This window comes from Burkholderia cenocepacia (genome assembly GCF_014211915.1).
Lineage (GTDB): Bacteria > Pseudomonadota > Gammaproteobacteria > Burkholderiales > Burkholderiaceae > Burkholderia > Burkholderia orbicola.
In genome coordinates, this window is record NZ_CP060039.1 from 2203669 (window position 1) to 2216543 (window position 12875).

Annotated in this window: 10 protein-coding genes and 3 tRNA genes; 3 read left to right on the forward strand and 10 right to left on the reverse strand. The window is 67.1% G+C overall.

Annotated elements, in window-relative coordinates:
• Window positions 1-183: 183 nt before the first annotated feature.
• Window positions 184-1404: an MFS transporter gene (locus tag SY91_RS10405; protein ID WP_011545290.1), complete on the reverse strand. Its 1221-nt coding sequence runs from the start codon at window positions 1402-1404 to the stop codon at window positions 184-186.
• A 280-nt stretch (window positions 1405-1684) separates the two neighbouring features.
• Here SY91_RS10405 and SY91_RS10410 point away from each other — a divergent pair, with 280 nt between their 5' ends.
• The 3 genes from SY91_RS10410 (at window position 1685) to SY91_RS10420 (ending at window position 4731) form a co-directional block, all read left to right on the forward strand.
• Window positions 1685-2227 carry a GNAT family N-acetyltransferase gene (locus SY91_RS10410; protein WP_023474781.1) on the forward strand — a complete coding sequence of 181 codons (543 nt, stop codon included), beginning with the start codon at window positions 1685-1687 and terminating at the stop codon, window positions 2225-2227.
• A gap of 123 nt (window positions 2228-2350) precedes the next feature.
• Complete coding sequence (locus tag SY91_RS10415) at window positions 2351-2977, forward strand: ParB-like protein (protein WP_023474780.1); 627 nt, start codon at window positions 2351-2353, stop codon at window positions 2975-2977.
• A 23-nt stretch (window positions 2978-3000) separates the two neighbouring features.
• Window positions 3001-4731 (forward strand): SulP family inorganic anion transporter, encoded by a 1731-nt coding sequence (locus SY91_RS10420; RefSeq protein ID WP_023474779.1) that lies wholly within the window; start codon window positions 3001-3003, stop codon window positions 4729-4731.
• Window positions 4732-4753: 22 nt separating this feature from the next.
• Here SY91_RS10420 and SY91_RS10425 read toward each other — a convergent pair whose 3' ends face one another.
• The 9 genes from SY91_RS10425 to SY91_RS10465 form a co-directional block, all read right to left on the reverse strand.
• Entirely contained in the window at window positions 4754-5692 is a 939-nt protein-coding gene (locus SY91_RS10425; protein WP_043886490.1) for a carbohydrate kinase family protein, read from the reverse strand.
• Between the two features lie 142 nt (window positions 5693-5834).
• Window positions 5835-6779: an ABC transporter substrate-binding protein gene (locus tag SY91_RS10430; protein WP_023474777.1), complete on the reverse strand. Its 945-nt coding sequence runs from the start codon at window positions 6777-6779 to the stop codon at window positions 5835-5837.
• A gap of 86 nt (window positions 6780-6865) precedes the next feature.
• Window positions 6866-7903 carry an ABC transporter permease subunit gene (locus SY91_RS10435; RefSeq protein WP_006476124.1) on the reverse strand — a complete coding sequence of 346 codons (1038 nt, stop codon included), beginning with the start codon at window positions 7901-7903 and terminating at the stop codon, window positions 6866-6868.
• A 43-nt stretch (window positions 7904-7946) separates the two neighbouring features.
• Window positions 7947-9500 carry a sugar ABC transporter ATP-binding protein gene (locus tag SY91_RS10440; RefSeq protein ID WP_023474776.1) on the reverse strand — a complete coding sequence of 518 codons (1554 nt, stop codon included), beginning with the start codon at window positions 9498-9500 and terminating at the stop codon, window positions 7947-7949.
• Entirely contained in the window at window positions 9487-10734 is a 1248-nt protein-coding gene (locus SY91_RS10445; RefSeq protein WP_012328402.1) for an ROK family protein, read from the reverse strand. Before SY91_RS10445 ends, SY91_RS10440 begins: the two co-directional genes overlap by 14 nt.
• A 292-nt stretch (window positions 10735-11026) precedes the next feature.
• Window positions 11027-11113 (reverse strand) — tRNA-Leu (locus SY91_RS10450).
• Window positions 11114-11376: 263 nt separating this feature from the next.
• A tRNA-Leu gene (locus SY91_RS10455) sits at window positions 11377-11463 on the reverse strand.
• Window positions 11464-11574: 111 nt separating this feature from the next.
• Window positions 11575-12564: an aliphatic sulfonate ABC transporter substrate-binding protein gene (locus SY91_RS10460; RefSeq protein ID WP_023474775.1), complete on the reverse strand. Its 990-nt coding sequence runs from the start codon at window positions 12562-12564 to the stop codon at window positions 11575-11577.
• A 187-nt stretch (window positions 12565-12751) separates the two neighbouring features.
• Window positions 12752-12838: transfer RNA gene (locus SY91_RS10465), tRNA-Leu, on the reverse strand.
• Between the last annotated feature and the right edge of the window lie 37 nt (window positions 12839-12875).

The following is a 12875-nucleotide window of genomic DNA, read 5'->3' on the forward strand; positions in this document are numbered from 1 at the left end:
AACAGGTGATTTGATTATCTGATTCAAACAGTCGTTTTTATTAAGATAAAAAATCGTGGCCGGACCGGGCAAGCGCGGAATCTGGATCAATTCCTCTAGTTCGATGTGCGGGTGCGGAAAGCGCGACACCCGCTCACGGCGGGGCGGGGCGCGCGCGATGATGCGGTGCCGCAACGCGCGGGTTCACCCGACGGTGCTACGCGTATTGACCGATTGCGTCATGTCGATGCCGCGCCGTTCGCGGCTGAACAGGATCAGCACGGCGATCGCGACGGCGACGATACCGGCCACGAGAGCGAGCGCGAAGCCGTAATTGTCGTGGTTCGACACGGCCAGCGACGCCTGCATCGTCGCGTTGCCCGACGCGAGCAGGTTGCCGAGCTGGTAGACGACGCCGGGGAAGGTCGCGCGGATCTCGTCGGGCGAGATCTCGTTCAGGTGAACCGGTATCACGCCCCACGCGCCCTGTACCGAGATCTGCATCAGGAACGCGCCGGCGGCGAGTGCAACCGGGCCGCTCGAGAACGCCCACAGCGGCAGCACGGGCAGCGCGATCAGCGCGGCGATGAAGATCGCGCGGCGCCGGCCGATCCGCTCCGAGATCGTGCCGAACGACAGGCCGCCGACGATCGCGCCGATGTTCAGCACGATCGTGATCCACGACACGGTATGCGGATCGAAGTGATGCTGTTCGCGCAGGAAGGTCGGATAGAGATCCTGCGTGCCGTGCGAGAAGAAGTTGAACGCGGTCATCAGCACGATCGCGTAGATCGTGAGTTTCCAGTTTTGCTTCAGCGTGGCGCCGAGGCTCGGGCGCGCTCGCTTCTCCATCTGTTTCCATGCCGGCGATTCGGGCACGTGTGCGCGCACGTACAGCACGAGCAGCGCGGGCAGCACGCCTACCATGAACATCCCGCGCCAGCCGATGGTCTGGTAGAACAGGCCGAACACGACGGACGCGAGCAGATAGCCGCTCGGGTAGCCGGCCTGCAGCAGCCCCGACACGAAGCCGCGCGCATGGGTCGGCACGGTTTCCATCGTCAGCGCGGAGCCGACGCCCCATTCGCCGCCCATCGCGATGCCGAACAGCGCGCGCAGCACGAGCAGGGCGGTCAGGCTCGGCGCGAAACCCGACGCGAGTTCGAGCAGCGAATAGCAGGCGATGTTGACCATCAGCGTCGGGCGGCGGCCGAAGCGGTCGGCGAGCCGGCCGAAGATCAGCGCGCCGAGCGGGCGCATCGCGAGCGTCAGCGTGAGCGCGAACGCGACGGCGGGGATCGTCGACGCGAATTCCGCGGCGATGTCCTTCAGCACGAAAACCATCAGGAAAAAATCGAACGCATCGAGCGTCCAGCCCAGGTAGGCGGCGATCGTGACGTTGCGTTGCTCGCGGGTCCAGCTCATGTCCGGGTCTCCTCGTTGGCTTGCGCGCTCGCGATAGGCATGCGGATGCCGGCCCGGCTCGCGCGCGGCGCGGGGGCACTGATCGAGTGTAGGCTTCCGCGCTGCGCGAGGTGGGGCGCGATAAGCGCGAATCAGGAATAATCCCTACGAAATGGACTGTTTCGGAAATGGAAACGGAGCTGCGCCAGGTGTGCGACAGGTCTCTGTATCATTCCGGAAGGCTTTTTGTATCCGTTCTGTAATGCGCTCGATGCGCATCGTCACCGACTCAGGAGTCCGGATGAATGACCGTTCCGTCGACACGTTGCCCGTGCTCGAAACCGCGAGGCTGTGGCTGCGTCCGCGCGTGCTAGCCGATCTCGATGCGTGCATCGAGATGGATCGCGATCCCGAGGTCACGCGCCACATCGCGGGCCCGTGGCACGACCCCGTCGAGCATCGCCGCTTCGTCACGCACCGGATCACGTGCGACTATCCGCCGGGCCTCGGCTACTGGTCGATCTTCGAGAAGGCCGTGCCCGACGTGTTCATCGGCTGGATGCTGCTGATTCCCGACTACAAGGACGGGTCGCGCGACGTCGAGATCGGCTGGCGGCTCGTGCGTGCGACATGGGGGCGCGGCATCGCGAGCGAAGCCGCGGCGGCCGTCGTGCGGCACGCGTTCGACACCGTGCGCCTGCCGCGCGTGATCGCCGATATCGCGGAGGCCAACAGCGGCTCGCTGAACGTGGCGCGCAAGCTCGGCATGCGGCGCGTGAGCATCGTGCACGACGGCATTCCTTACATTCGATATCGTCTCGAACGCGACGATTTGCGCGCGTAGCGCGGCGTGGTGCAGGCCAGGTGTCGGAGATCGTCAACCGGACGCGTATCGCGGTCATGACGGATTAACGGCGCCCGTGATCAGGAGTATCGTTGCCGGAATTTTGCAACATGGGGTACGACCATGGCACTCGGCAACGACGTTCATCTCATTCCCGTCAGGCTCGACGCGCTGCGTCCGACCCAGATGACGGTGGGCTACCGCGAAGTCAAGGCGAAGCGCAAGCACTGGAAGGCGCTGAACAAGCGCGCCCGCAAGGCCGCGATCGAATCGCACTGGTTCCCCGCCGTGCTCGGCCCGGACGGGCTCCACTACATCACCGATCATCACCATCTCGGCCTCGCGCTGATCGAGGAGGGCGAGGCGCGCGTGAACGCGATGCTGCTGAAGGATCTGTCGTGGCTCGACGACACGATCTTCTGGCGGATGATGGAACACAACCAGTGGGTGCATCCGTTCGGCCCGGACGGCTCGCGGCGCGACTATTCGCATTTGCCGAAGGTGCTGACGGGGCTCGAGGACGATCCGTACCGCAGCCTCGCCGGCGAACTGCGCACGGCGGGCGGCTACGCGAAGGACGCGACGCCGTTCAGCGAATTCCTGTGGGCCGACTATCTGCGCCAGCACGTGTCGCTCGACCAGATCCGCAAGAACTTCGCGAAGGCGCTCGATGTCGCGCTGCAGCGCGCGCACGAGCAGGATGCGCGCTATCTGCCCGGCTGGTCGGGGTTGATTGCCGTCAAGCCCTGACCGGCGCACGGCTCCGCCGTCTCATGACGACCGCTCCGATTCGCCCCGACGCCGGCCCGCAGCATCCGGACCATTTCGTCGCGCTCGACACGCCGCCCGCGCCGCGTCCGCGGCGCGTCGGCCTCGATGCGCTGGCCGGCCTGTCGATTGCCGGCCTGCTGATTCCCGAGGCGGTCGCGTATGCGGGGCTCGCCAACCTGCCGCCGCAGGCCGGCCTGATCGCGCTGCTGTCGGGGCTCGTCGTCTATGCGCTGACGGGCAGCAGCCGCTTCGCGATCGTGTCGTCCACATCGTCGTCGGCCGCGGTGCTCGCGGCGACCGTGCTCGCCGAATCGGGGATGGCGCTGGCCGCGCAGCTCGCGCTCGCGGCGGCGCTCGTCGCGATGACCGGCGTGCTGTTCATCCTGGCCGGTGTCGCGCGGCTCGGCGGCATGTCGGATTTCGTCGCACGGCCCGTGCTGCGCGGCTTCACGTTCGGTCTTGCGCTGACGATCGTCATCAAGCAGTTGCCGAAGATTCTCGCGATTGCCGTACAGCACAGCGATGCGCCGCACGTCGCGCTCGACCTGCTCGCCGGTGCGCCGCACGCGAATCTCGCGAGCGTCGTGGTCGGTGCAACGGCACTCGCGCTGCTGTTCGTGCTCGGCCGCGGCGCGCGCGTGCCCGCGACGCTCGTCGTGATCGTGCTGTCGATCGCGGCGGGTTACGCGATCGACTGGCAGCGGTACGGCATCGCGATCGTCGGCCATATCGACTTCCGGCACCTCGAATTCGGCTTGCCGCATCTCGACCGCAATGCGTGGATGCAGACAGTCGAGCTCGCATTTGCGCTGATGCTGATCCTGTATGCGGAGTCGTACGGATCGATCCGCAACTTCGCGCTGAAGCACGGCGATACCGTGTCGCCGAACCGCGACCTCGTCGCGCTCGGCTGCGCGAACCTCGTGTCGGGGCTGCTGCACGGGATGCCGGTCGGCGCCGGCTATTCGGCGACGTCGGCGAACGAGGCGGCCGGTGCGCAGTCGCGTTTGGCGGGGATGTGGGCGGCCGGCGTGGTCGCGCTGATCGTCTGGCTGCTGCTGCCGCAACTCGCGCGTACGCCCGAGCCTGTGCTCGCGGCGATCGTGATCTTCGCGGTCAGCCATTCGCTGCATCCGTCCGTGTTCCGGCCGTACTGGGTCTGGCATCGCGACCGGCTCGTCGTGATCGCGGCGCTGCTCGCGGTGCTCGTGCTCGGCGTGCTGCATGGCCTGCTCGCGGCGATCGGCGTGAGCCTGCTGCTGACGCTGCGCAAGCTGTCCGAGCCGAACGTCAGCGTGCTCGGCCGACTGCGCGACAGCCACGATTTCGTCGACGTCGCGAGTCACGTCGATGCGAAACCGGTGCCCGGCGTGCTGATCGTGCGGCCCGAGGCGCAGCTGTTCTTCGCGAATGCGGACCGGATGCTCAATCGCGTGCGGGCGCTGATGAAGGCCGCGCCGGACACGCATACCGTGATGGTGAGTCTCGAGGAAACGCCGGACGTCGACGGCACGACGATCGAATCGTTGCGCACGTTCGCGGCCGAATGCGCGGCGCGCGGGCTGCGGCTCGTGCTCGTCCGGCTCAAGACGCACGCGCTGCATGCGCTGCGCCGCGCGGCGGACGACACGCTGCACGACGACGCGATGTCGGAGCTCAGCGTCGACGAGAGTCTGCAACTGCTGCAGGCCGGCAAACCGCCGGACGGCGGCGACGGCGCGGGCGTCGCGTAACGGCGCGGCGCGTCGGCGCCGTCTATTGCGAAAGCGCGGCGTTGGCGGTGGTGCGTTCGATCATGTCGGCTACTTCCGCAGCCGTCGGCGCATAGGCGCCTGCATGTTCACAAGCGACGGCCGCGCACGCGCCCGCGTAGCGCAGATGCTCGGCGGCCGATGCCTCGGGGCGGGCGAGCTGGCTCGCGAGCCAGCCGCCGATGCTCGCATCGCCGCAGCCAACCGTGTCAGCCACCTCGGCCGGGAACGCCGGCTGGAACAGCTCGGTATCGCGATGCAGCAGCTGCATGCCGGCCGCGCCGCGCGTGACGAGCATCGTCGCGTCGGGCGCCCATGCGCGCAACTGCGCGAGCGCGGCCGCTTCGTCGAGCTCGGGAAACAGCCCGCGCAGATCCTCGTCGGATACCTTGATCCAGTCGGCGAGCGCGGTCAGCCGGCGCAGCGTGTCGCGATACGACGGCGCGGCCATCGGCGCACGGAAGTTCGGATCGAACGAGATCCGCTTGCCGGCCGCCCGTGCGGCCTGCGCGAGTTCGATCAGGCGCGATGCGAGCGGCTCGCGCACGACGCCGAGCGAGCCGACGTGCACGATGTCGGCCGCGTCGAACGCGCCGACCGGCAAATCGGCCGGATCGAACGCGAGATCGGCGCTGTTTTCGCCGATGAAGAAATAGTGGGGCGGCTGCTTCGAGACGACCATCGCGAGCAGCGGTGCGCGGTCGACTTGCCGGATGAAACGCATGTCGAGCCCCGCGTCGGCGCTCTTGCGCATCAGCTCGTCGCCGAAGGTGTCGCGGCTGACCGTGCCGGCGAAGGCCGTCGGCACGCCGAGTCGCGCGCCGACGCGCGCGACGTTCCAGCACGAGCCGCCGGCGACGCTGTGCCAGTGCTGCGCGTCGTCGCGGATGAAATCGGTCAGCGCTTCGCCGAACACGATCAGGCGGGGAAACGTCGTCGTCATGTGGAAACCTTGTGCCGCGGCATCGCGCGCGGCCGTACAGCGGTTGATCTGAATCTGAACAGCCGGGCGGTGCGGGGCGTCGCGTGCGGCGACGCGGCCCGGCACTGCCCGGCCTCGCGGGCGATCGGTGTGATCGGCGCGATCAGCGCGGGGAGCTCCAGCCCTTGTAGGTCTTCACGTTGTCGCGCGTGATCAGCGTCGGCTCGATCAGGATCATCGGATTGGCCGGCTTCTGGCCGTTCATGATCCCGTAGCCGACGTTGACGGCCTGCTGCGCCATCGCCCACGGGTCCTGGCTCGACGACGCTTGCACGAGCGTGTTCGACTTGAGTGCGACCTCGATGTCGGGCGCGCCGTCGACCGACGTGATCACGATGTTCGGGCGGTTCAGCTGTTTCGCCGCGAGATCGCTGCCGATCGCCTGCGGGTCGTTGATCGTGAACACGCCGTCGAGCTTCGGAAAGCGCGTCAGGTAGCCCTGCATCGCGTTCATCCCGCCTTCGCGGGAGCCCTTGCCGTCCTGGTCGCTCGACAGCAGCTTGATGCCCGCGTTTTTCGCGAGCACGGCCTTGCAGCCGTTCACGCGATCGATCACGGCCGACACCTGCGGGCCGTTCTCGATGATCACGTTGCCCTTGCCGTTCAGCTTCTTCGCGAGGTAGTCGCACGCGAGTTCGCCGGCCTTCACGTTGTTGGTCTGCACGGTCGCGTTCGCGCCGGCCGCCGCGACGTCCACCGCGACGACCGTGATGCCGGCCGCCTGCGCCTTCTTCACCGCCGGCTCGATCGCCTTCGGGTCGGTCGCGTTGAGCAGGATCATGTCGACGTGCGCGGAGATGAAGTTGTCGATCTGCGTGAACTGCTTGTTCAGGTCGTAGTCGGCCGAGACGGCCGTGACTTTCGCATTCGGGTTGAGCTGCTTCGCGCGCGCTTCGGCGCCTTTCACGATCGTGACGAAATACGGGTTGCCGAGCGAGCCGACCGTGACGCCGATCGATTTCAGCGGCTTGTCGGCTGCATGGGCGGCGGCAGCGCCGAAGGCGAGTGCGCAGGCGACGGCGGTCAGGGCGGCGGTGTGCTTGAACATGTCGTTGTGTCTCCGTGAGGTCTGTTGGTGAACGCGCGCAGGAGGACCTGCCTGCGCGCCGATGGTTGAACGATGAGGGAAGGGAGTCAGGTACGGGCCGAGTCGCGCTGGCGATAGCGGTCGAGCGCGACCGCGCCGATGATCACCAGCCCCTTGATGATGTATTGCCAGATATCGGACACGCCGAGCAGCACGAGGCCGTTGGTCAGTACCGCGATGATCAGCGCGCCGATCAGCGTGCCGACGATCGAGCCGACGCCGCCGACGAAGCTCGTGCCGCCGAGGATCACCGCAGCGATCGCGTCGAGCTCGTACGACTGGCCGAGCTGCAGGCCGTTGGCCGCATACAGGCGCGCGGCCGACATCACCGCGCCGAGGCCGGCGAGCAGGCCCGACGCCGCATACACGAACATCTGGATCGCCCGTACGTTGATGCCCGACAGACGCGCGGCTTCCGGGTTGCCGCCGACCGAATAGATCCGCATCCCGAGCACCGTGCGGCGCAGGATGAACCACGAGATCGCGATCACCGCGCACGCGATCACGACGAGCCACGGCACACCGAGGATCGAGCCGTTGCCGATGAACGCGAACGGCAGTTGCGGGTTGAACACGGTCGTGTCGTTGCCGATCAGGCGCGCGACGCCGCGCACGGCCGTCATCGCGCCGAGCGTGACGATGAACGGCGGCAGGCGCAGGAACGAGATCAGCCCGCCGTTGATCGCGCCGAACACGAGGCCGACGATGAGCGCGAACGGCACGCCGAGCCAGCCCCAGCCGGGAATGGTCGATGCGATGAGCGCCGCGACGGCCGCGGCGGCGAGCACCGAACCGACCGACAGGTCGATGCCGCCCGTCAGGATCACGAACGTCATGCCGGCGGCGAGCACGATGTTGATCGATGCCTGCTGCGTGACGATCGACAGGTTCTGCAGCGTGAAGAAGCCGTCGGTCAGGAAGCCGAAGCCGACGCACAGGACCAGCAGCACCGGCAGCATGCCGGCCGTGCGGATCAGCGATTGCATGCGGGCGCGATGATCGGCGCCGCGCATCAGGGGCGTACGGTTGGCGACCGGGTGGGCGGTCGCGGAAGCGAGGTTCCGCTGCTTGGTCGGGTTGATCATTTCGGTAGCCTGAAAGTGAGAGTGAAATGAAAAGGGGCGGCGCTCAGTGCGCGTCGGCCAGTTCGGCCTGCGAGCCGGTGGCGAGCGCGATGATCGCTTCCTGCGTGATCGGCGTATGCGTGTGGCCGCCGAGTTCGCCTGCGATCTCGCCTTCGCGCATCACGAGCACGCGGTCGGCGACGCCGATGATTTCCGGCAGTTCGCTCGAGATCACGATCACACCCACGCCGGCACGGGCCAGTTCGTTGATGATCCGGTAGATCTCGGATTTCGCGCCGATGTCGACGCCGCGCGTCGGTTCGTCGAGAATCAGCACGCGCGGCTTCGTCTCGAGCAGGCGCGACAGCAGTACCTTCTGCTGGTTGCCGCCGGACAGCGCGCCGACGTTGACGTTCGCGTGCGGCACCCGGATCGACAGTGACGCGATGGCGTCGCGCGCCCGTTCGGCGCCGCGCGCGAGGTCGAGCGCGCCGAGCCGCGCATCGCGGTTGCACACCGAGATGTTGATGTTGTCGCGCACGCTCATGTCGAGGAACAGGCCCTGGCGCTTGCGGTCTTCGGTCAGGTAGACGAGGCCCGCGTCGATCGCGTCGCGCGGCGAGTGCGCGCCGAACGTGCGCTCGCCCAGCTTCACGTCGCCGCGCACGCGTGGTTCGGCCCCGAAGATCAGCCGTGCGAGCTCGGTGCGGCCCGCGCCGACGAGCCCCGCGATGCCGAGCACTTCGCCGGCATGCAGGTCGAGGCTGCAGCCGCGCACGCGCGCGCCGTCGGCGATGTCGCGGACCGACAGCAGCAGGTGGCCGGGGTCGTACGGCGCGTGTTCCTTCTTGTAGAAACCGGAGATGTCGCGGCCGACCATCATCGCGACGAGCCGCTCGGCCGACAGCGCGGCGCGCTCCAGCGTGCCGACGTACGCGCCGTCGCGCAGCACCGACACGCGGTCGGACAGCTCGTAGATCTCCGCCATCCGGTGGCTGATGTAGATGATCGCGAGGCCTTCCTCGCGCAACTGGCGGATCAGGCGGAACAGGTGTTCGGTTTCGCGCGACGACAGCGGCGTGGTCGGCTCGTCCATCACGAGGATGCGGGCGCGGGTGTGCACGGCGCGTGCGATTTCGACGAGCTGCTGTTCGGCGATCGACAGTGTGTCGACGAGCGTGTCGGGCCCGAACGGGGCGCCCAGGCGCGCGAGCACGTCCTGGCAGCCGCGCGCCATCGCCGCGCGGTCGATCGTGCCCCAGCGCCGGTTGCCGCGGCGCAGTTCGCGGCCGACGTAGATGTTTTCCGCGACGGTCAGGTTCGGCGACAGGCACAGCTCCTGGTAGATCACCGCGACGCCGGCATCGCGTGCGGCGAGCGGACCGTCGATCTCGATGCGTTGACCGTCGATCAGGATCTCGCCGCCGGCGTCGGCGCGGTAGGCGCCCGACAGGATCTTCATCAGCGTCGATTTGCCCGCGCCGTTCTCGCCCATCAGCGAATGGATTTCGCCCGGATAGACGGTCAGGCTGACGTTGTCGAGCGCGCGTACGGCCGGGAACGTCTTGCTGATCCCGCGCATCTCGAGCAGCGGGCGGGGCGACTCAGAACGCGACATGGTGGACCTCCTGCGAATCGGTGCGGGCGCCCTTGAGGATGCCGGCCCGCGGGGAGAAGTTGAAAAACATCGGCAGCGTGGCGGCGCCGATCGCGCCTGCGTCGGCGCCGAACGTGCCGCGCACGAGCACGGGCGTGCCGCGGGCCTCGGGCGCGGTGGCCACGAGCGCCGCGCGCAGGCGGGTCGTGACCGCGTCGAGCAGGCCTGCGTCGGTGTCGGCATCGAGCACGACCACCGGCGCGTCGATCACGCACAGCACCGCGCGCAACGCCGGTGCGAGCGCGTCGACGCAGTCGTCGATCCATTCGTCGACGGCCGGCAGGCCGCGGGCGATGCAGGCTTCGAGATCGGCACGGTTCTCGACCGTCTCGCCGTGATGGCGCAGGTGGCGCACGAGCGCATGCAGAGAGGCGCGTGCGAGCAGGATGTCCCACGGGCCGCGCGGCGGCGGCGCGGAGGCCAGCCGGCTCGGCGGCACCGGAATCACCGCGATGTCGCCGGCATTGCCGGTCACGCCGCGCAGGCAGTCGCCGTCGATCGCGATGCCGCCGCCGATCGCCGGCCCGATGAACAGGTAGACGAAGTCGTCGCACTGCCGGCCGTATCCGTAGAACAGTTCGGCGATCGCGGCCGCGTTGCCGTCGTTCTCGCCGAATACGGGCAGCGACAACGTGCGGCCGAGGTCGGCGGCGAAATCGACGTCTTCCCACGCGCGAAACGTGTCGGGCGCGAGGCCGAGCTCGCGCATCCACGCGCCGAGGTTGTACGGCTGCGCGACGCCGACGCCGGTCAGGCGCGCGCGTTCATGGTCGGGGAGGAGGGCCTGCATCGCGTCGATGTCGTGACGCACGATCTCGAGCACGTCGGCGGGCGGGGGAAGCAGCGTGTCATGCGAGCGGCGGCCGAGCACGTCGCCCGCGAAGTTGACGAGCGCCGTCTCGATGCGCATCCGGTCGAGATGGACGCCGATGCCGAACGCACCGCGCGGATCGACGCGGATCAGCGATGCGGGCTGCCCGCGCTGGCCTTCGGTGCGGCCCGCGAATTCGATCAGCTTCGCGTCGGCGAGCGACCCGATGATGCTGCCGACCGCTGTACCCGTCATGTTCGCGAGACGGGCGAGGTCGGCCTTCGACGCGCTGCCGGCGCGGCGCAGCGTCTTCAGCAGCAGGCGCTCGTTGTAACGGCGCACGTTGGCCGAATTGCTTCCCTGGCCGAAGTGCGGGCTTCTCATGGCGTCTCCTTCCATGGTGCGCCGTTCGGCGGCGCATTAAATAAATCACGTTGATTTATTTAACCGCGTGAGCGGCGGCCTGTCAGCCTAGGGAAATCCCGGTTTTTCTCCGACGGGAGATTCGTGCGGAGCGGAGTGAAGTGAAGGAATGAAGGTGCTGAACCGATCGAAGCACTGCGGGGCAGGGCGATGAGAGGGGATAGATATGCGATACGGAAATTCCGGAGCATGTCCGATTCCGGGGCCGGAAATGAAAAAAGGCCGGCAAAAGCCGACCTTTTTATAAATCAAGTGGTGCCCAGGAGAGGACTCGAACCTCCACGATGTTGCCACCGCTAGGACCTGAACCTAGTGCGTCTACCAATTCCGCCACCTGGGCACGTTTCGCTTGCTGCAGTGCGAAGACCGCTATTCTAGCGTGCCCGGAGAATCTGTCAACAGAATTTGAGGGGCGGACGAAAATATTAATCTGGGCGGCATGATTGCCGAACCGGCGAGTGCATGGGCCTGTGACGGCGGAAGCGCCTTATCGATGTGCGGTGTGATGTCGACGGGGTAAATGCGTCGACGCGAGCGCGCATATCGATTTGTGCACCGGAAATGAAAAAAGGCCGGCAAAAGCCGACCTTTTTATAAATCAAGTGGTGCCCAGGAGAGGACTCGAACCTCCACGATGTTGCCACCGCTAGGACCTGAACCTAGTGCGTCTACCAATTCCGCCACCTGGGCACGTTTCGCTTACTGCAGTGCGAAGACCGCTATTGTAGCGTGCCGGCGAAGTCTGTCAACACAATTTCATCCGGAGCGGCAAAAATATTGCGCGCCTTGCGCCGCCGACCGTCACGCGCCGACCGGTTCCGCGCGCTTCGTCGTGAAATTCCAGCGCTGCGCCTGGCTCGTATCGACGCGGGCGGGCAGCAGCCCGGCCGCGAGGAACGTGTCGGCGATCTTCTGCTGTTCACTGAAGTTTTGCGTGACCACCGCGCGGACGAGATAGCTGCGTCGCGCATTCGCACGTGCAATCGTCGCGGCATCGAGCCCCCAGATCGGCGCGAGCGTGTTCGCGGCCTCCTGCGGATGGTCGCGCAGCCACGCGCCGGCGTGCGACAGTTGGTCGAACAGGATCTGGATGACATCGGGGCGCGCGGCGGCGAAGCTGCTCGACGCGAGGTAGTAGCGTTGGTACGACGCGAGTCCGTCGCCGTCGGCCAGAATCCGTACGTCGGGATTCCGGTCGACCGACGCGACATACGGATCCCACGTGATCCATGCGTCGACGCTGCCGCGCTCGAACGCGGCGCGGCCGTCCGCGGGTGTCAGGTAATGGATCGCCACGTCGGCGGGCGCGAGCTTCGCGCGGGCGAGCGCGGCAAGCAGCAGGTAGTGGCTGCCGGCCGCCTTCGTGACCGCGATACGCCGGCCGTTGAGATCGGCGAGCGTGCGCAGCGCGCTGTCCTGCTTGACGACGATCGCCTGCGCCTTCGGCGAAGGTGCCTCCTGCGCGACGTACACGAAACGCGCATGCGCGGCCTGCGCGAAGACCGGCACCGTATCGGCCACGTCCGCGCTGAAGTCGACGGCGCCGACGTTGAGCGCTTCGGTCAGCGGCAATCCGCTCGCGAATTCATGCCATGACACGCGCAGGCCGAGCGGCGTCAGCGCCTGCTCGAGCGTGCCGCGCGTCTTGAGCAGCGTGATCAGTGTCGACGACTTCTGGTAACCGATGCGCAGCGTGGCCGGCGCGTTGTCGGCGTGCGCGCGGACACCGGCGGCAGCGAGGCCGGCGGCCAGCATCGCGCGCGCGAATGCGCGGCGGTTCATCGACGTCATGAAGGAAGCTCCTCGTTGGATGCGTTGAAAGCGAGGCGGCTAACGTAACAACGGGGAGCGCGATTGATAACCGATAAATTCTGCTATCGATCGGAGCGGCCGACATAAGGGCCGAGGACGGGCACTCGCGATGCAAGCGCCGAAATGAAAAAAGGCCGGCAAAAGCCGACCTTTTTTATAAATCAAGTGGTGCCCAGGAGAGGACTCGAACCTCCACGATGTTGCCACCGCTAGGACCTGAACCTAGTGCGTCTACCAATTCCGCCACCTGGGCACGTTTTGCAGTAGCTGCTTGCTGCAAAGAAGCGAAA

Coding starts and splice junctions, on each gene's coding strand:
- SY91_RS10405 (WP_011545290.1), bottom strand. CDS start 1,404: ATGAGCTGGACCCGCGAGCAACGCAACGTCACGATCGCCGCCTACCTG.
- SY91_RS10410 (WP_023474781.1), top strand. CDS start 1,685: ATGAATGACCGTTCCGTCGACACGTTGCCCGTGCTCGAAACCGCGAGG.
- SY91_RS10415 (WP_023474780.1), top strand. CDS start 2,351: ATGGCACTCGGCAACGACGTTCATCTCATTCCCGTCAGGCTCGACGCG.
- SY91_RS10420 (WP_023474779.1), top strand. CDS start 3,001: ATGACGACCGCTCCGATTCGCCCCGACGCCGGCCCGCAGCATCCGGAC.
- SY91_RS10425 (WP_043886490.1), bottom strand. CDS start 5,692: ATGACGACGACGTTTCCCCGCCTGATCGTGTTCGGCGAAGCGCTGACC.
- SY91_RS10430 (WP_023474777.1), bottom strand. CDS start 6,779: ATGTTCAAGCACACCGCCGCCCTGACCGCCGTCGCCTGCGCACTCGCC.
- SY91_RS10435 (WP_006476124.1), bottom strand. CDS start 7,903: ATGATCAACCCGACCAAGCAGCGGAACCTCGCTTCCGCGACCGCCCAC.
- SY91_RS10440 (WP_023474776.1), bottom strand. CDS start 9,500: ATGTCGCGTTCTGAGTCGCCCCGCCCGCTGCTCGAGATGCGCGGGATC.
- SY91_RS10445 (WP_012328402.1), bottom strand. CDS start 10,734: ATGAGAAGCCCGCACTTCGGCCAGGGAAGCAATTCGGCCAACGTGCGC.
- SY91_RS10460 (WP_023474775.1), bottom strand. CDS start 12,564: ATGACGTCGATGAACCGCCGCGCATTCGCGCGCGCGATGCTGGCCGCC.